Below are 17,359 nucleotides of genomic sequence, written 5' to 3' on the forward strand. Positions count from 1 at the left end.
CTCGGTCAGTCCTTGAGCACCTTGCGGATGGCGGTCGCGAGCTGGTCGCGGTCGGGCTGCACGGCCCGGTCGAGCGCGGGCGCGAACGGCACCACCGCGCCGTCCGGCCGGGTCACCCGCGCGGGTGGCGCGGTGAGGTCGAACCGCTCGGCGGCGGTGGCCAGCACCTCGGCGGCGATGCCGCACGTGCGGTTGGCGTCGTCCACCACGACCAGCCGGCCGGTGCGCCGCACGGAGTCGGCCAGCCCGTCCCAGTCGAACGGGTAGACGGTGCGCGGGTCGAACACCTCAACGGACGCCTCGACGGCCAGTTCGTCGGCGACGGCCAGCGCGTCGTGCACCAGGTGGCCGATGGCGACGACCGTGACGTCCGTGCCTGCGCGGTGCACCCGGCCCACGCCCAGCGGCACCGGCGCCAGCGCGGAGAAGTCGACGTCGACCCGCACGTCCAGCGCCCCGGCCGGGGCGAACACCACCACCGGGTCGTCGTCGCGGATCGCGGACACCACCAGCCCGTAGGCGTCCTCGGGCGTCGCGGGCACGACGGTCTTCACACCCGCGTGCGCGAACAGGGCGTAGGGGTGGTCGGAGTGCTGCCCGGCCCAGCCGGTGCGCGACCCCGAGCCGGGCACCAGGTAGGTGACCGGCACGGCGGTCTGGCCGCCGGTCATCAGCGAGAACTTGTGCGCCTGGTTGACGATCTGCTCGAACGCCAGGAACAGCAGCGCCGGGATCTGGAACTCGATGACCGGCCGCATCCCGGCCAGCGCCGCCCCGGTGGCGAACCCGGTGAACGCCTGCTCGGACAGGGGCGTGTCGAGGACGCGCTCGGGCCCGAACCGGCCGAGCAGCCCGGCGGTCACGTTGGACACCGCGACCCGGACGTCCTCGCCCAGCACGAACACCGCCGGGTCACGGGCCAGCTCGTCGCCCAGTGCCCGGTTGAGGGCCTTGCGGTAGGACAGCCACGGCATCAGCGACCATCCCCCGGTCGTCCGCGCGGCCCGGTGGCGTACAGGTGGTCCAAGGCGCCCTCCGGGTCCGGGTGCGGGCTGCCCAGCGCGAACGCCACCGCCTCGTCCACCAGGGACTCGACCTCGGCGTCGACCCGCTCGCGGTCCTCATCGGACAAGCGGGAACCCTGGATCGCCAACGGGTCCCGGGATCGTCCTTTGAGGACCTCTTCGTCAGGGCGGTATCGAACCCGTGCGCGGTGCTCCCACGTGTGGTGCGCGTCGAACCGGTAGGTCACGCACTCGATCAACGACGGCCCGTCGCCCGCCCGGGCGCGGTCGACGGCGGTGCGCGCGGCGTCCAGCACGGCCACGGGGTCCATGCCGTCGACCGTCACCGACGGGATGCCGAACGCCTCGCCCCGCCCGGTGATCGTGCCCGCGACCGCGTCCGCCACGGTCAACGTCGTGGCGTAGCCGTTGTTCTCGCACACGAACAGCACCGGCAGCCGCCACAGCGCGGCCAGGTTCAGCGTCTCCAGCAGCACGCCCTGGTTGACCGCGCCGTCGCCGAAGAAGCTCACCGCCACCCGGCCGTCGCCCGCCCGCTTGGCCGCCCACGCCGCGCCCGCCGTGATCGGGGCGTTCGCGCCGACGATGGCGTTCGCGCCGAGGATGCCCAGCCGGAAGTCCGCGGCGTGCATGGACCCGCCGCGCCCCCGGTTGAGCCCGGTGGCGCGGCCCGCCAGCTCGGCCAGCACCCGCTTCGGGTCGGCGCCCTTCGCCAGCACGTGCCCGTGCCCGCGGTGGGTGCTGGTGATCATGTCGTCGGCCCGCAGCGCCGCGCACACCCCGGCGGCGACGGCCTCCTGCCCGGTGCAGGGGTGGATGCCGCCGACGATGTCGCCCGCGCGGACCAGCTCGACCGCCCGTTCCTCGAACCGGCGGACCAACCGGACCACCCGGTACAGGTCGGCGTGCGCCGCCGCGCTCAGGAGCGCCACAGCGGCGGGCAGAACTCCGGGTCCGCGTAGTCCGGCCTGCCGTCGGGCGTGCGGCGCACCAGCGAGTCGTGGTTGTAGAACGCCGAGGTGCCGTCGGAGAGCCGGAAGTCGCGGAAGGCGTTGTCGCCGTCCTGGAGGTGCAGCGAGATCGCCTGGCGCGGCCGGGTCGACCGGTTGGCGGCACTGCCGTGGTAGGTGCGGCAGTGGTGGAAGCTCATGTGCCCCTTGGGGATGATCATCGGGATCTTCGACACCCGCGCGCCGTTGTGGGCGGCGTTGGCGGACAGCAGCTCCTCCAGTTGGTCGCGGTCGCGGTCGGCGAAGTGGTGCGTGGCGCTGTCGTCGGACCCGACCTCCTCCCAGCGGTGGCTGCCGTCCACCATGGTGATGGTGCCCAGCTCCTCGTCGCAGTCGTGGAACGGGATGAACGCGGTCAGCATCCGGTCGGAGGACGACGACGACCAGTAGTGCTTGTCGAAGTGCCACGGCACGACGTTGGACGGCTCGTCGGCGATCGGCGGCTTGTGGATCAGGGTCGACTGGAACACCCGGATCTCCGACGCCTCGGCCAGCCGCGCGGCCACCGCGCCGATGATCGGCTTGAGCAGCGCCTTGGCGATGCCGTCGCTCTCGTAGTGCACGTAGTCGTTGTGCCGCTGCACGTCGCCGTGCGCGGGCTCCCAGTAGGCCAGGCGCGGCGGGCGGGAGGGCAGGCGGCGGCTGCGCTCGCCCTCGTAGTAGCGGGCCACGGCGGCGGCCAGCTCGTCCACCTCGTCGTCGGACAGCAGCTTCCTGGACAGGTACCAGCCGTGCTCGGCGAAGAAGCGGACCTCGTCGTCGGTCGGGAGCAGCTCCCGTTCCCGCTCGGTCAGCGCGAAGGCGGTCACCTCGGTCACTCGTCCTCCCCAGCGGTGGCGCCGGACAGTTCCGCGCGCTTGGCCTCGTACAGGGCGCGGATGTTGCCGCTGCCGAAGGTCAGCGCGCCGCGGCGTTCGATGATCTCCAGGAACAGCGTGCGGCGGACGTGCATCGACTCGGTGAAGATCTGCAGCAGCCTGCCCCAGTGGTCGCGGTCGACCAGCACGCCCAGGCGGCGCAGCTCGTCCAGCGGCGCGTCCAGGTGGCCGACGCGGTCCTCCAGCGAGTCGTAGTAGGCGTCGGGCGTGCCCAGGAAGCGGACGCCGTGCTCGGCCAGCGTGCCGACCGCGCGCACGATGTCGTCGGTGCTGAACGCGACGTGCTGGACGCCCGCGCCCGCGTGCCAGGTCAGGAAGTCGTCGATCTGGCCGGGGGTGCGGTCCGGGTCGGGTTCGATCAGCGTGAACGTCACCTCCCCGGACGGGCTCTGCACCACCTTGGAGTCCATGCCCTGCCCGCCGACCTCCACGTAGTCCTCGAAGACCTGCTCGAAGCCGAACACGGAGACGTAGTAGTGCGCGGTCGGGCCCAGCTGCCCGGCGGGCACGCAGATCGCGAGGTGGTCGATGGCGCGCAGCAGCTTGCTGTCGCTGTACGGGTCGGGCTCGTCGACGACCAGCGCGCCGGGCAGGAACTCGCGCCGCGCGCCGTGCCGCTCCACCAGCCGGTGCGTCACGTCGGAGAAGCCGGAGACCTCCGCGACGACGACCCGCTGCTCACCCTCGCCGTACGCCTTCGGCGGTGACAGGGGTCGCGCTCCGCGCTCGACCAGCAGCCGGTACGCCGCCACCGCGTCGTCCACGCCGATGCCGACGACGGCCACGCCGTCGCCGTGGCGGCGCACGTACTCGGTGGCCCGGTGCCCGGCGTCCAGCCCGGAGGTCAGCACGACCTGGATGTCGCCCTGGCGCAGCAGCAGCGAGCGCTGCTCGCCCAGGCCCGTCTCGGGCCCGCCCTGGCCGCGCACCTCGAACCCGAACGCGGTGCACAGGTAGAACGCCGCCTGCTTGGCGTCGCCTACGTACAGTTCGATGTGGTCGATGCCGGAGATCCGCATCAAGCCGCCCCGATCGCTTCCCGCAGCACGTCGACCGCGCCGTCGATGGTGGTCATCCGACCGTACTGGTCCTCGTCCAACTCCACGCGCGCCCCGTAGCGCTGCTCGACCTGGTGCAGCAGCCAGGCCAGCTCCATCGACTCGATGCCCTCGGGGACGTCCCGCGCCGACCTGCCGTCGAGGCCGGCGAGCATCGCCACGACCTCCTCCCGGCCCGGCGCCGACCCGCTCGCGCGGGCTCCCCGACCCGCGGCGGGGTGGTCTGGCGTCCTCATCGGATCACCTTCCTTCTCGCGGGGCCTCGCGGAGCACCGACCGGTCGCGCACGAGCTTTCCCGTGGTGGTGCGCGGCATCGCCGCCAGCACGTGCAGCTGCCGCGGTCGCTTGTAGCCGGCCAGCCGCTCGGCGAGACCGGCGCGGACGGCGTCGACCGACGCGCCCGGCGCGAGCTGCACGTAGCCGGTGATCGCCTCGTCGTGCAGCACGACGGCGGCCTCGACGCCCGGCAGCGCGGTCAGCGTCGCCTCGACCTCGGTCAGGTCGACCTTGAGGCCGCCCACCGAGACCTGCGAGTCCAGCCGGCCCTTGATGGTGACCAGGCCGGTGGCCGGGTCCACGACGCCCGCGTCCCGGGTGCGCAGCCACCCGTCGGACCAGCGGGTCGGGTCGGACAGGCCGACGTAGGGCGATTCCGGCCTGCTCACCAGCAGTTCCCCGGCACGTTCGACGACGGTGAGGCCGGGGGCCGGCGTCAGCGCGGGGCGGTGCGCGCCGAACAGGTCGGTGGCGATGACGCCGACCTCGGTCATGCCCCACATGTTGCCCAGCGGCACGTCGTACTTGTCCAGGAACGCGGTGGCCGTCGCGGCGGGCACCAGTTCGCCGCCGGTGGTCATCCGCTTCAACTGGGGCAGGCGCGGCGGGTCGGCGACCGAGGCGAGCAGTCCGATGTGGAACGGCACGCCGAGCACCGTCGCCGGGCTGGTCCCGTCCGCCACGGCCGCCAGGACGCCGTCCCCGGTGAGCCGTTCCGGCGGCCGGACCTGGACGCCCGCGTGCAGCCCGTGCAGCAGCGCGCCGACCAGGCCCAGCACGTGCACCATCGAGGCCAGCACGATGATCCGCTCGCCGGGCAGCGGCACACCGTCGATGCGCGCGTAGCGGTCGACCTCGGCGATCAGGTCCGCGGCGGTGCGTCCGATCACCTTGGACGGTCCGGTGGAGCCGGAGCTGAGCTGGATCACCGCGTGCGGTGTCGCGGCGGGCCGGCCGGGGTGCGGGGTGACGGTCTCCTCGACGTCGGCGAAGGCGCGCAACGGGTTGCCGCGCACCACGCCGGGCGCGACCACGACCTGCGGCGCCAGCCGGGCCAGCGCGGCGTCGACCTCGAACGGCGTGAGCCGGTGGTCCAGCAGCGCGACCTGCGCGCCGATCCGCCAGCCCGCCAGCAGGTTCGCCACGAACGCCAGGGACGGTGGCAGGCGCAGCACGAGCGAGCCGCCCGCGCGCAGCCCCGCCGCCTCCAGGCGGGCGCGGCGCTCGGCGACCAGGCGGCGCAGCGCGGCGCGGTCCACCGGGCCGTCGACGTGCAGGCACACCTGGGCGTCCGGGCCGCGCAGCAGGACCTCGTCCACCCACTCGGGGCCCGCCACCGGGGCGGCACCGGCCTCCGCGAGATGACGTGTCACGAACACCCCCGCCCGATTGCGCGCCTGGTGAACGAAATGCCGAAGTGATACGCGTGCCGGAGTAATGCGTGGCAGCGGGATGAACGTGCTGAAGCGTACGTCACCGCTCGCCCGAGGCACTATCGGCCAATTGGTCGCGGTGGTCGTCGATCAACGCCGCCAGCCGGTCCAGCCCGGTGTCGATCGACGCCGGGGAAACCGCGCTGATCGAAAGCCGCAGCGCGCGCACGGGCGGCGTGCCGTCGTAGAAATGACCCATGGGCGTCCACAGCACCCCGTAGTCGCGGGCGGATCGTTCCAGCAGCGCGTCGTCCACCGGAAAGGGAACGTTCACCACCACGAAGAATCCCCCCGCGGGCGCGGTCCAGGTGACGTCGCCGTCTTCGGGGAACCGCGCCGCGAGACCGTCCAGGACGCGGCGCAGGTTGCCCGCGTACAGCTCGCGCTGACGCGCGGTGGCGTCGACCAGGCTCCCGCCGTGCTCGACCAGCGCGCCCCCGATCACGGCCTGCGCGATGGGCGAGGTGTTCACCGTGACCATGCTCTTGATCTTGGACAGCTCGTCGGCGAGCAGTCCCACCGCGCCGGACGCCGAGGCCACCCGCTGGTCGGCCACCACGTACCCGACGCGGGCCCCGGGCAGCACCGACTTGGCGAACGACCCCAGGTAGACCACCCTGCGGTGCTCGTCCAGCGCCTTGAGCGCCGGCACCCGCGCACCGCCGTGGAACAGCCCGTACGGGTTGTCCTCGACCAGCAGGACGTCCTCCTCGCGCGCCACCTCCAGCAGCGCCCGCCGGGTCTCCAGGTCCATGCTCAGGCCGGACGGGTTGGCGAAGTCCGGCATCACGTAGCAGGCGCGCGGACGGCGTCCGGCGGCGCGCTCGCGGCGGATCACGGCCACCAGGTCGGCCAGGTCGACCCCGTCCGCTGAACTCGCCACCGGCCGCACCGGCAGGTCGGCCAGCCGCGCCGCGCCGGTCAGCCCGACGTACGTCGGCGACACCGCGAGCAGGACGTCCCGGGCGTCGGCGCGGAATGCGCGGGCGACCAGGAACATCGCCTCCTGGCACCCCGCCGTGACGACGACCGACTCGGGGTCGACAACGGTTCCCTCGTCGCGCCGCAGGTTCTCGGCGACCAGTTCGTGGATGATCCCCTTGGTGCGCCCGTACTGCAATACGGTGCGCCGCACCTCGGCCGGCCCCAGTCCCCGATCACGTTCCAGGTGGTCGCCGAACAATCGCAGATACCGCGGCACGTCGGCCAGGTCGAAGAACTCCTCGGTGGGCCTCCCGGCGGCCAGGGAAATGGCTTCGGGATAGCGCCCGGCGATCTCGTTGAGGAAATTCATCGAGTTCGCCGCGGGATCTTCCAGCCCACCGAACAGCTCCGCGGTGGCCAGGTCGGCGGTCTCCGCGGTGCTCACGTCGCCTCCCCCCGGGCGGTGCGGCGGCGGTCGCGCGCGGCGAGCACCGAGCGCAGCAGGTCGTCCAGCTCCGCGTCGGACAGCTCGGCCAGCCCGTCGTCGGGTTCGGGTCGCCGCTCCTCGGTGACGACGGCCGCGAGCGCGGCGATCGTGGGCGTGGCGAAGATCCGGTGCAGCGGCAGGTTCACGCCGTAGGCCTCGGCGACCTTCGCGGCGAACCGCATGACCGTCAACGACCCCGCGCCGCGCCCGAACAGGTTGTCGTGCACGGCGATCCGGTCGGTGGTGCGCAGCAGGTCGGCCCAGATCCGCGCCATCGTCCGCTCGACGTCGTCCCGGGGCAGTCCCCAGTCGGGCTCGGGCAGGGTGTCGGGCAGCTCGTCCAGCGCCACGAACAGCTCGGGGACCACCCGCTCCGGCAGCGTGGCGCGCAGGTGCCGCCGCAGGGCTTCGCCGCTCTCGTCGGACACCACGTACGCGACCAGCACCGTCTCGCCGTCCTTCGGCGCGCCGATCACGACGGCGTCCCGCACGCCCCGGTGGGTCCGGAGCTCCGCCGCGATCTCACCGGGGTCCACCCACGTGCCGCGGACCTCCACCTCGTCGTCGGTGCGCCCGACGAGGTCGAGGCGCCCGTCCTCCCGCCACCGCGCCAGGTCACCGGTCGCGTGCTCGCCGACGTGCACCTCGCCGATGGCGCCGATCGGCACGGGCACACCGCGCTCGTCCAGGATCCGGGCCCCGGAGCGGATCGTCGCGGGCCAGCGCCCGGCCACCGGCCAGAGCGCCGACTCCGCGTCGCCGTGGACGTGCCACAGCTCCGCCCCGGGGGTGTCGAGCGCCTCGGCGAGATCCGGGGTGAGGCCGCTGCACAGCCGCAGTCGCACGCTGTCCGGCACGATCGGCAGGTTCCGCCACGTGTGCGCCGACCCGTGCAGGGCGGTGATGCCGGTCAGGTCCTCGCCATCGGTGACCACCACGTCCGCGCCGCACACCAGGGGCAGCAGCAGCTCCATCAGGGCGACGTCGGCAGCGGCGCCGATCGCGGCGAAGCGATCTCCCCGGCCCAGCGGGAGATCACGGCGGAGCACCGCGAGCACGTCGGCCACCGCACGGTGCGTGACGTCACGACCACCGACGACGTAGGCGACCGGGTTCGGCTCCGCGGCGTCCACCGGTTCGCCGGTCGCGGCGGTGATCACGGTCGCGGCGGTGATCACGGTCGCGCCACCGATCGAGACGTGCTCCTCGTCGGCCACGACCAGCCCGAGCCCGGAGTTCCGGACGCTCTTCTCCACACCGGGCAGCGGGAGGTCCGGGTCCAGCAGCACGGCCGTCCGTCCCGCCCACCACGCGCCCAGCACGGCCACGAGCAGTCCCGCGCCGCGTCGGACGCGCACGCCGACCCGCTGATCCGTGCCGTGCTCGGCGAGCACGCGGGCCAGCACGGCGGCGCGTCGGCACACCTCGGACATGGGCACGGTGCCGGCGCCGTCGGTGATGGACGCCTCCGACTCGCGGAGCGCGCGCACCACGTCAAGATCCGGGACCGCCGGGGCGACGGCCTCCTGCGCCGGGTGGAGCGGAAGGTCCGCGACCGGGGTGTGCGGGTGCTGCCCGACGTGGTCGAGCACCGCCACGACCGACCGCAGGAATCGCTCGGCGAACGTCGTTTCGTACACGTCCGCGCGATAGGTGAGCCTGAGGACGCCGTTCTCCCCCGCGTTCAGCTGGAAATCGGCGCACTCCTGGGCCGTGGTGGAAAACCCGACCGCGGGACGGGCGACACCGAGTTCGGCGGCGAGCTCGTCGAACGGCAGCTCGTCGTGCGACAGCGCTTCCGCGGCGGAACCGCGCACCCGCGCGCGCAGCTCGGCGAACGTGCCGGTGACGGCCACCCGAAGCGGCACGACGTCGGCGAACGGGCCCACGATCCGCTCCAGCTCCACCCGGATGCGCCCGCTGACGGGCAAGCCGATGACCAGGTCGCGCTGCCTGGCGTAGCGGGACAGCACGACCGCGTACGCGGCGAGCGCGGTGTCCGGGTCGCCGGGGGCATCGGCCGTGACCTCGTCCCAGTCCGGGGTGGACGGCGGGTCGGCGGGCAGGGGAACGCCGGTGGGTGCGTCGCGCAGCGGTTCGCGCCAGGGCGCCAGTTGCCGTTCCAGCTCCTCCCCCGCCAGGCGTTCGCGCTGCCACACGGCGTAGTCGCCGTAGTCCATCCAGAGCTCGGGCAGCTCTCCGCCGCCGCACGCGGTGCACAGCTCGTCCAGCAGGAGGTCCAGCGCCGGACCGTCGGCGACGACCCGGTGCGCGGACACCACGAGCGACGGTCGTGCCGGCGGCCCGACCAGCGCGACGCGCACCAGCGGCGGCGTGGCCGGGTCGAACGGCTCGGCCGACTCCTCGTGCGCGACGGGCAGTTCGACGGTGTCCGCCACGACCTGCGCCGGCTCGCCGTCGACCGTGACGACCGACGTGCGGAGGGCGGCCTGCCGGACGACCGCGGCGTCCACCGCCCGGCGCAGGACATCGAGGTCCACCGGGCCGTCGAGCCGGCGGGCGCGCCGCACCACCGCCGCCGGACCGTCCAGGGACCGGGCGCGTCGTTGCGCGAACGAGAGCGGGTACCGCACTCGCTACCTCCCGCCAGTCGCGTCCGCCACGATCCGCTGCCGCATCAGGAACTTGCGCACCTTCCCGGTCGGACCGACCGTGACACCGTCGTCGGAGACCACCTCGACGCGGCGCAGCGTACGGGCCGCCGCCTCTCCCAGCGCGCCGCGCACGACGTCCTCGTGGTCGGCCTCCGGGTCGGCGTCGTCGCGCAGGATCAGCAGCACGTCGGTCACCACCGCGCCGTCCGGTTGCCGGGCCGCCAGGACCGTGCAGTCGCGGACCTCGGGGCTGCGGGCCAGGATGCGCTCCTCGGTGAGCGCGGTGTAGATCCAGTCGCCCTCGCCCAGGTCGACCGCGTCGTTCACCCGGTCGACGTGGTAGTAGTAGCCGTCCTCGTCGCGGTACATGAGGTCGCCGGTGAGGTAGTAGCCGTCGAGGCGGGTCCGGTAGGTGGCCGCGGAGTCGTTCCAGTAGCCCGGGGCCAGCGTCGGCGACTTGAGGCCGCACTGCCCGACCTGCCCGACCGGCACCTCCTCCCCCGTCGTCACGTCCAGCAGCGCCACTTCGGCGAACGGGTACGGCTTTCCCACACAGCGGTCGTAGCGGTCGCTGCCGAGGTGGTGGGCGATGGCGAACGCGCCGTGCCCCATCTCCGTGGAGCCCAGCGTGTCGACGAACTTCGACCCGGGCACGTCGACGACGCCCTCGCGCGTCCACGTCGGGTGGCTGCCCACCGCGACCAGCCGCCGCACGTGCGCCTCGTGCGCGCAGTCGCCGGTGCTCGACCAGTTGCGCACCGAGGACAGGTCCCGGGTGGAGAGGTCGAAGCGGGCCAGTTCCGACCACGTCACGGCGAAGCCGTAGACGCCCGTGGGCCGCCAGCGCTCGATGGCGTCGAGGATCACCTCGCCGCTGCGCTCGAACGGGCCGCCCTGGTTGGACAGGCACAGGATCTCGTAGCCGTTGCACAGCGCCTGGTTGAGCACGATGATCCCGGCGGCGTGGGCGGCGGGCAGCGCGGTCAGCTCGCGCACCCGGCCGTGCGGCCGGGCTTCGGTGAGCCGCACCGCGCGCACGGCGGCGAACAGGCTGTGGTGCGAGTGGACGACCGCCGTGGGCATGCGGGTGGTGCCCGAGGAGTGCGTGATGGCCACCGGGTCGTCGCCGTGGTGGCGGTAGTGCTCGGGCGCCCGGCCCGGGTCGCCCGTGCCGATCTCCGCCGCGTCGCCGAGGATCGGCACGCCCAGGTCGTGCTCGCGCAACGCCGCGTGGTCGTCGTCCACGACGACGCCGACGCCGCGCAGCTTGCGGATGAACTCCGCCGCCACGTCGACCGGCATGTTCGGGTTCATCAGCGCCGGGATCGCGCCGAGCCGGTTGAGGGCGAAGAAGTTGAGGAACACGTCCGCCGCCCCGGTGACGAACAGCGCCACCGGGTCGCGCCGCCCGATCCCCCGGCGGGCGAACCACTCGGCGCGCGCGGCGACCCGTTCGGTCAACCGGCGCAACGACAGCGGCGTCCACGCCGGGATGCCGTCCACGTCCACGTCGAAGCTCACGCGCGGCACGTCGAGGTCCGCGCCGTGCTCGACGAGCATCAGCGGCACGTTGCCCGCACCCACGCGCGCGTCCCGCGCGAGAGCCGTCCGCAGCTGGGCCGAACTCACGAGACCTCCCGGTTGAACAAGCGGATGGACCAGCCGACGGCCAGGCCGCAGGCGGCGAGCATGACGACGCCGCCCTGCCAGACCGCGGGCGCGGTGAAGTGGCCGGTGAACAGGGCGCGCAGGGCGTCGGTGGCCCAGGCGAACGGGTTCCACAGCGCCACGTTCTGCACCCACAGCGGCGCCAGGGTCAGCGGGATGAGCACACCGGCGAGCAGCGACACGGGCTGGCCGACGGTGTTGATCAGCACGCCCAGGCTGTTCTCGTTGCGCACCAGCAGGGCGATGGCGTAGGAGATGGAGATGCTGAGCAGGATCACCAGCGACAGCAGGGCGTAGGACACCACCAGGTCCAGCAGGTTCACCCGCAGCCCGAACGGCACGGCCGCGATGGTGATCACCGTCGCCTGGAACTCCAGCAGCGCCACGTGCATCAGCGCCCGGCCCAGCAGCAGGCCGGTGCGGCTGACCGGGGTGACCCGGCAGCGGTCGATGATGCCCGCGCGCAACGAGCTGAGCAGGCCGTAGCCCGCGTACAGGCCGCCGAGCAGGCCCATCGCGACGAACAGGCCGGGCACGTAGACGGCGTAGGCGTCGCCGTAGCTCTCCACGCCGCGGCCCGCCATCGCGACCTTGAGGAAGGGCGCGAACAGCACGAGGAACGTGATCGGCTGGGCCAGCGTCAGCGCGACCACGACGGGGTTGCGCGCCATGATCTTGGTCTCGAAGGTGAAGATCAGCCAGGTGTCGCGGAGCACTTTCACGCCGGCCGCCCTTCACTCGTCCAGCGTGCGGCCGGTCTTGGCCAGGAAGACGTCGTCCAGGCTGGGCCTGCGCGACTCGATGGAGCTCGGCTCGACCCCGGCGCCCAGCAGCGCGGCCATGATCAACGGGATCGCGGTGGCCGCGCCGTCCACGTACAGGCGCAGGGTCGCGTCGACCGCCTCCACGCCGCGCACGTAGTGCTGCGGAGTCAGCACATCGGCGGCGCGGCGCAGCTTCCCGGCGTCGGGCTGCCCCGCCTCGTCGGGCGCCGCCAGGCCGACCGTGACGACGTCACCGGAGATCTCCCGCTTGAGGTCCGACGGCGTGCCCTCGGCGACGATCAGGCCCCGGTCGATGATGGAGATCCGGTCGCACAACGAGTCCGCCTCGTCGAGGTAGTGCGTGGTGAGGAAGACGGTCATGCCGTTGTCCCGCAACCGGCGCACCTCGCGCCACATGCGCGCCCGGCTGGGCGGGTCCAGGCCCGCGGTGGGCTCGTCCAGGAACATCACCGACGGCCGGTGGATGACGCCCAGCGCGAAGTCCAGCCGCCGGCGCTGCCCGCCGGAGTAGGTGCGGACGCGGCGGTCGGCGAACTCCGCCAGGTCGAAGGTCGTGATCGCGGCGGCGGCCAGCTGCTCCGCCTCCGCCTTGCCCCGGCCGTGCATCCGGGCCTGGGCGACGAGCTCCTGCCGCGCCGAGGCGTCGTCGTAGGTGCCGCTGGCCTGCGCGACGAACCCGATCACGTCGCGGACGCGCGCGGGCGAGCGCAGCAGGTCCACGCCGCCGATGCGGGCGCTGCCGCCGTCCGGGCGGACCAGGGTGGCCAGCATCCGCAGCGTGGTCGACTTGCCCGCGCCGTTGGGCCCGAGGAAACCGAAGATCTCGCCCCGGCGCACCGCGAAGCCCACGTCGCGCACCGCTTCCACGGACTTCGCCTTGCGCCCGCGCTTGCGATAGGTCTTGCGCAAACCGCTCGCCTCGATGACGAGGTCCCGCTGCTCGCCGGCGACGGCTCGATCCGGCGCGACGGGGTCGCGCGCCGACAGCGTTGGGCGGGTGCTCATCCGCTGAGGCTAGGTTAGCTGCGGTGCAACGACAATCACGCTTTCGGACGCGTCGGCGCACCGCCGCTGGGAGTCATCCGCGCGCCGACGGCCGCGCCGATCGCCGCCGCCGGGCGCGGCAGCAGCATGTGCTCGTGCTCGCAGTCCACTTCGACCACCTCGACCGGACCGTCGAGGTGACCGTCCCACGAGGCGACCTTCGCTTCGGTGCTCCGCCGCGACCGGGTGGCCGACAGGAACAGCACCGGGCAGCGCACCAGGCCGGGCCGGTGCCGCTGCGCCACCGCGATGGCGTGGCGGATGACGCGGGGCAGCGCCCGCAACCGCCGGTCGGGCCACTCCGACAGGCCCAGCCCAGGGCGTGCGCGCACCACCTGGACCAGGCGGCCCACCGGGTCGGGGTCGTCCGGCTCGACCACCGGCTGGTAGCCGAACTCGCGCAGCACGAAGTCGCACAGCAGCCACAGGGCGTCCTCACCGACGCCGAGGCCCTGCGACAGGTCCGGCGTGGCGTCCCCGACGACCAGCAGCGCCACCTCGTCGCCCCGCCGCTGCAACTCCTCGGCCACGGCGTGCGCGGTGTTCGCGCCCAGCGACCAGCCGAACAGGTGGTGCGGGCCGGGGTGGGTGGCCCGGATCAGGTCGGCCCAGTCGCGGGCGGTCTCGGCCAGGTCCACCGGCAGCGGTTCGGGTCTCCGCAGCCCGCGGGACTGCAACCCGTACACCGGGTGCGCCTCGTCCAGGTGCGGCAGCAGGGCCAGGTAGCACCAGCTCGCGCCGACCAGCGGCGGCAGGCAGAACAGCGGCGCGCCGGCACCGCCCTCGCGCAGGGGCAGCACCAGGTCGAGGATGCCGCCCGCGGCCCTGATGTCGGCCCGCCGCTGCCGTGCCCACGCGAACTCGTCGGCAGTGGGCAACGCCTTCGCTCTCAGCCCGTCCACCCGCCCATCCTGACGGCTGGGGGCGGTCAGCCGCCAGACGCCAGCGCGACGAGGTGCGCGGCGGCGGCGGGCGCGCCACCCGCGGCGGTGAACTCGTCGGCTATCCGGCGGGCGCCTGCCCGGTGGTCCGGTCCGTCCAGGACGGCGCGCACGGCCGCGTCCAGCTCGGCCACCGACACGTCCAGGATGGGCACCTCGATGCCCGCGCCCGCCGCCGCGACCCGGTGCGACAGCGCCACCTGCTCGGCCCGGACCGGGGCGAGGACCATCGGGACCCCGTAGCTCAACGCCTCGTTGACCGCACCACCCGCGTGGCAGACCACGGCGTCCAAACGGGGCATCAGGTCCAGCATCGGCACCAGGTCGACGGCGATGGCGTTGCCGGGGAACGACTCCGCGTCCACCCCGGAGGTGACGAACACCGCCTGCACGTCGTCGGCCAGCGGCGCGAGCACCGCGGCGGCGCGCTCGTAGAAGTCGCCGATCATGTGGCCGACGATGGTGCCGACCGTGACCAGCACGTGCCGGCGGTCGTCGTCCCAGTCGTGCCAGGGGAACCGCGGCGCGTTGGGCCGCCGGCCCAGCGCCGAGCCGGTCAGCACCGTCCGGGGCGGCAGCTCGTCGGGCGGGGTGAGGCCGGGACTGGACAGGGCGATCACCAGGTGCGGCGAGAACCGGGGGTCCAGCGGCTCGTCGGCGGGCAGTCCCGCCAGCTCGACGGCCCGCGCGACCCGGTCGGCCACGAAGTCGTCGAACCCGACCAGCTCGGGCGGCGGCGCGAGTTCCAGCAGGCCGGTGCACAGGCTGGCCCACCGCACACCCCGGCGGTGCGCCACCAGGCCCCCTGCCAGCGCGTACTGCTCGGCGACCACGACGTCGGGCCGGTGGCGGAGGACCGCGTCGTCCACCGCGTCCAGAATGAACCGGGTGAACGGCAGCAGGTAGCCGTCCCACAGCGCCCGGACACCGGCCATGCCGGTCTCGGCGTAACGGCGGTAGGCGCGTACGCCGGTGGGGTGCACCGTCGCGTCCGGACCGACCAGTGGGCGCAGCACGTCCTCCGGACCGCACCACACCACTTCATGTCCACTGTGGACGAGCTCTTGGCCGATGGCGAGCATCGGGAACAGGTGGCCTTGCAGCGGCAGCACGACGAGCAGGAACCGCGACACCCGACGATGATGGCACACATTGACGTTCTCCAGGACGCGTGGTGTGATCCCGACTGTGACCGCGCTCGACGCGGTGTCGGTGTACACGCCGGCTGTCCGCGTTCCCATCGAGAGCCTCGCAGAACCGCTGGGGTTGACCGACATCCAGGTCCGGCTCTTCCGGCGGTTCCACGGGCTGGACCAGATCAGCCTCGACCCGGAGCGGTCGCTGGCCGACCTGCTGCGCGCGGCGGTCGACGGCGTCGGCTCGCTGCGCGGACGCGAGCACCTGGTGCGGTACGTGGTCTACGGGCGGGCCATGCCCGTCGTGGTCCCGTACCCGGACAACCCGCTGCACGAGGTGTGCCGGGAGGCCGGCCTGGGCCACGCGCTGACGTTCACCGTCACCCACCAGAGCTGCGCCAGTGGGCTGCTCGCCCTGGACACGGCAAGGCGGCTGCTGGAGACCGACCCGGACCCCGACGCGCTCGCGCTCGTCCTCACCGGCGAGAAGGCGTTCACCCGTGACGCGCGCCTGCTGCCCGGCACGTCGATCTTCGGCGAGGGCGCGTCGGCCTGCCTGGTCAGCGCGCACGGCCCGCGCGACCGGGTGCTGTCGTTCGCCTGCACCCAGCGCGGCGAGTTCGACACCGAGTTCGGGCAGAGCGCCGAGCGCTTCCAGCGCGAGTACCGGCCGATCCTGGCCGGGGTGATCCGCGAGGCGGTGGAGGCGGCCGGCCTGGTGCCGGCCGACATCGCCCTCGTGCTGCCCCACAACGTCAACGTCGTGACCTGGCAACGGCTCTGCCTGCTGATGGACTTCCCGGTGGAGCGCGTGCTGCTGTCCAACGTGCCGGTCAACGGCCACCTGTTCTGCTCCGACGCGTTCGTCAACTACGCCACGGCGCGCGAGCGCGGGCTGCTGCGCGAGGGCGACCACTACCTCGTGGCGGCGGTCGGCGCGGGCGCCGGGGCGACGTTCTCCGCGATGGTGTTCCAGCACTGAGTCCCGTTCCACCCAGGAGGCCGCCATGACCGCACCCGACGCCCAGGTCGACACCGAGTTGCGGCCCCGCGTGGTCGAGGCGATGGCCGCGGTGATCGCGCGGCTGTCCGAACGGGAGGGGCCGGTCACCGAGGACCTGGACCTGGCCGACGAGCTGGGCCTGAGCTCGTCGCTCGGCCTGGAGCTGCTGCTGGAGGTCGAGGAGCGGCTGGGCGTGCAGATCGACGTGGAGAAGATGCGCACCGACGAGCTGCGGACGGTGGGTCAGCTGGCCACGTTCATCGCCTCGCACTGCCGGCCCTGGTAGTGCGCGTGCTGCGCGCCGAGCGCCGGGTCTTCCCCGGCCCGGCGGTCTTCCTGGTCGACGACGCGCACCGGGCCGCGGTGGCGGAGTACTTCGCGGACCTGGCCGGGCCGGCGCGGGCGTCGGAGCTGTCCGGCCAGTCCTACGGCGAGATGGCCGCCGCGCTGGTGGCCGCCGCCGTGGACGGGCCGGTGGACCTGCTGGTGCTGGCGTTCTCCATCCACGACATGTGGCCGGGCCGCGCCACGGCCACCTACCTCAGCCACGTCTGCCCCGGCACGCCGCTGTCCTTCGCGGTGTGCGACCAGGGCAGCGCCGCGCCGTTCACCGCGCTGCGCCTGGTCCGCGACCGGGCTCCGCGGCGGGCGCTGGTGGTGGCCCTGGAGCAGGGCGGGCTGCCCTACGACTCGACGGCGACGCCACCGCGCGAGCACCGCGGCGTCGCCCTGCTCTGCGGTGACGACGCGGGCCACCGCGTCACCGACCTCCACCAGTTCCCGGACGTGGCCCCGGAGGCCGTGCCGGAGCTGGCGGCCCGGACGATCGCCGACCTGTCCGCCGGTCACGACCGGGTGCGCCTCGTGCTGGGCGAGGCGCTGTCCGCGGTGTGGCCCGAAGACCCCGACCGCGTGCCCGCCGGTCAGCCGCTCACCGGGGTGTGGTGGCGGCTGGCCGACGTGCTCGCCGAGCCGGGCGGGTTGGTGGTGGTCGGCGAGTACGACCGCGAACTGCGCTACCTCTGCCTGGTCGGGATCGAGGCGCGCTGACCGGAAACCGGCCGCACGACGAAGG

16 protein-coding genes are annotated in these 17,359 nt (G+C 73.6%); 3 read left to right on the top strand and 13 right to left on the bottom strand.

Annotated features, from left to right (window positions below; genetic code table 11):
• Positions 1-5 precede the first annotated feature (5 nt).
• From ACQPYE_RS25480 to ACQPYE_RS25540, 13 genes are all read right to left on the bottom strand, one after another.
• Entirely contained in the window at positions 6-974 is a 969-nt protein-coding gene (locus tag ACQPYE_RS25480; RefSeq protein WP_498714908.1) for an alpha-ketoacid dehydrogenase subunit beta, read from the bottom strand.
• Positions 974-1,957, bottom strand: coding sequence for a thiamine pyrophosphate-dependent dehydrogenase E1 component subunit alpha (locus ACQPYE_RS25485; RefSeq protein ID WP_498714909.1), 984 nt, complete (start codon positions 1,955-1,957; stop codon positions 974-976). The genes ACQPYE_RS25480 and ACQPYE_RS25485 overlap by 1 nt, the downstream gene beginning before the upstream one ends.
• A complete protein-coding gene (locus ACQPYE_RS25490) occupies positions 1,945-2,853 on the bottom strand; it encodes a phytanoyl-CoA dioxygenase family protein (RefSeq protein ID WP_498714910.1) in 909 nt (302 codons plus the stop codon). The genes ACQPYE_RS25485 and ACQPYE_RS25490 overlap by 13 nt, the downstream gene beginning before the upstream one ends.
• Positions 2,850-3,932 carry a 4-hydroxyphenylpyruvate dioxygenase gene (gene hppD / locus ACQPYE_RS25495; protein ID WP_498714911.1) on the bottom strand — a complete coding sequence of 361 codons (1,083 nt, stop codon included), beginning with the start codon at positions 3,930-3,932 and terminating at the stop codon, positions 2,850-2,852. Before hppD ends, ACQPYE_RS25490 begins: the two co-directional genes overlap by 4 nt.
• The gene (locus ACQPYE_RS25500; protein ID WP_498714912.1) at positions 3,932-4,207 is read right to left on the bottom strand and encodes a hypothetical protein; all 276 of its coding nucleotides are present in this window, start codon (positions 4,205-4,207) and stop codon (positions 3,932-3,934) included. Before ACQPYE_RS25500 ends, hppD begins: the two co-directional genes overlap by 1 nt.
• Positions 4,208-4,211: 4 nt before the next feature.
• Positions 4,212-5,621: a class I adenylate-forming enzyme family protein gene (locus ACQPYE_RS25505; RefSeq protein ID WP_498714913.1), complete on the bottom strand. Its 1,410-nt coding sequence runs from the start codon at positions 5,619-5,621 to the stop codon at positions 4,212-4,214.
• Positions 5,622-5,721: 100 nt separating this feature from the next.
• On the bottom strand, positions 5,722-7,050 hold the full coding sequence (locus tag ACQPYE_RS25510; protein ID WP_498714914.1) for an aminotransferase-like domain-containing protein: 1,329 nt from the start codon (positions 7,048-7,050) through the stop codon (positions 5,722-5,724).
• Positions 7,047-9,686: a condensation domain-containing protein gene (locus ACQPYE_RS25515; protein ID WP_498714915.1), complete on the bottom strand. Its 2,640-nt coding sequence runs from the start codon at positions 9,684-9,686 to the stop codon at positions 7,047-7,049. The genes ACQPYE_RS25510 and ACQPYE_RS25515 overlap by 4 nt, the downstream gene beginning before the upstream one ends.
• A gap of 3 nt (positions 9,687-9,689) precedes the next feature.
• Entirely contained in the window at positions 9,690-11,336 is a 1,647-nt protein-coding gene (locus tag ACQPYE_RS25520; RefSeq protein WP_498714916.1) for a class I adenylate-forming enzyme family protein, read from the bottom strand.
• On the bottom strand, positions 11,333-12,097 hold the full coding sequence (locus ACQPYE_RS25525; RefSeq protein WP_498714917.1) for an ABC transporter permease: 765 nt from the start codon (positions 12,095-12,097) through the stop codon (positions 11,333-11,335). The genes ACQPYE_RS25520 and ACQPYE_RS25525 overlap by 4 nt, the downstream gene beginning before the upstream one ends.
• 12 nt (positions 12,098-12,109) lie before the next feature.
• Positions 12,110-13,165: an ATP-binding cassette domain-containing protein gene (locus ACQPYE_RS25530; protein WP_498714918.1), complete on the bottom strand. Its 1,056-nt coding sequence runs from the start codon at positions 13,163-13,165 to the stop codon at positions 12,110-12,112.
• Between the two features lie 35 nt (positions 13,166-13,200).
• Positions 13,201-14,106, bottom strand: a complete 906-nt coding sequence (locus tag ACQPYE_RS25535; RefSeq protein WP_498714919.1) for a thioesterase domain-containing protein — start codon at positions 14,104-14,106, stop codon at positions 13,201-13,203.
• Positions 14,107-14,132: 26 nt separating this feature from the next.
• Positions 14,133-15,278, bottom strand: coding sequence for a glycosyltransferase (locus ACQPYE_RS25540; protein WP_498714920.1), 1,146 nt, complete (start codon positions 15,276-15,278; stop codon positions 14,133-14,135).
• 43 nt (positions 15,279-15,321) lie between these two features.
• Here ACQPYE_RS25540 and ACQPYE_RS25545 point away from each other — a divergent pair, with 43 nt between their 5' ends.
• Genes ACQPYE_RS25545 through ACQPYE_RS25555 form a run of 3 tightly spaced genes read left to right on the top strand, consistent with a single transcriptional unit; the run spans position 15,322 to position 17,334 of the window.
• Positions 15,322-16,263 (top strand): 3-oxoacyl-[acyl-carrier-protein] synthase III C-terminal domain-containing protein, encoded by a 942-nt coding sequence (locus tag ACQPYE_RS25545; RefSeq protein WP_498714921.1) that lies wholly within the window; start codon positions 15,322-15,324, stop codon positions 16,261-16,263.
• 25 nt (positions 16,264-16,288) lie between these two features.
• On the top strand, positions 16,289-16,570 hold the full coding sequence (locus ACQPYE_RS25550) for a phosphopantetheine-binding protein (RefSeq protein ID WP_498714922.1): 282 nt from the start codon (positions 16,289-16,291) through the stop codon (positions 16,568-16,570).
• Positions 16,571-16,575: 5 nt separating this feature from the next.
• Positions 16,576-17,334, top strand: coding sequence for a hypothetical protein (locus tag ACQPYE_RS25555; RefSeq protein ID WP_498714923.1), 759 nt, complete (start codon positions 16,576-16,578; stop codon positions 17,332-17,334).
• The last annotated feature ends 25 nt before the right edge of the window (positions 17,335-17,359 follow it).

The organism is Actinosynnema sp. CA-299493, from assembly GCF_050946825.1.
In the GTDB taxonomy this organism is placed as follows: domain Bacteria; phylum Actinomycetota; class Actinomycetes; order Mycobacteriales; family Pseudonocardiaceae; genus Actinosynnema.

What these genes read in the sequence shown, in the direction of transcription:
- ACQPYE_RS25550 (WP_498714922.1), top strand. Translation starts at nt 16,289, where the DNA reads ATGACCGCACCCGACGCCCAGGTCGACACCGAGTTGCGGCCCCGCGTG.
- ACQPYE_RS25480 (WP_498714908.1), bottom strand. Translation starts at nt 974, where the DNA reads ATGCCGTGGCTGTCCTACCGCAAGGCCCTCAACCGGGCACTGGGCGAC.
- hppD (WP_498714911.1), bottom strand. Translation starts at nt 3,932, where the DNA reads ATGCGGATCTCCGGCATCGACCACATCGAACTGTACGTAGGCGACGCC.
- ACQPYE_RS25500 (WP_498714912.1), bottom strand. Translation starts at nt 4,207, where the DNA reads ATGAGGACGCCAGACCACCCCGCCGCGGGTCGGGGAGCCCGCGCGAGC.
- ACQPYE_RS25530 (WP_498714918.1), bottom strand. Translation starts at nt 13,165, where the DNA reads ATGAGCACCCGCCCAACGCTGTCGGCGCGCGACCCCGTCGCGCCGGAT.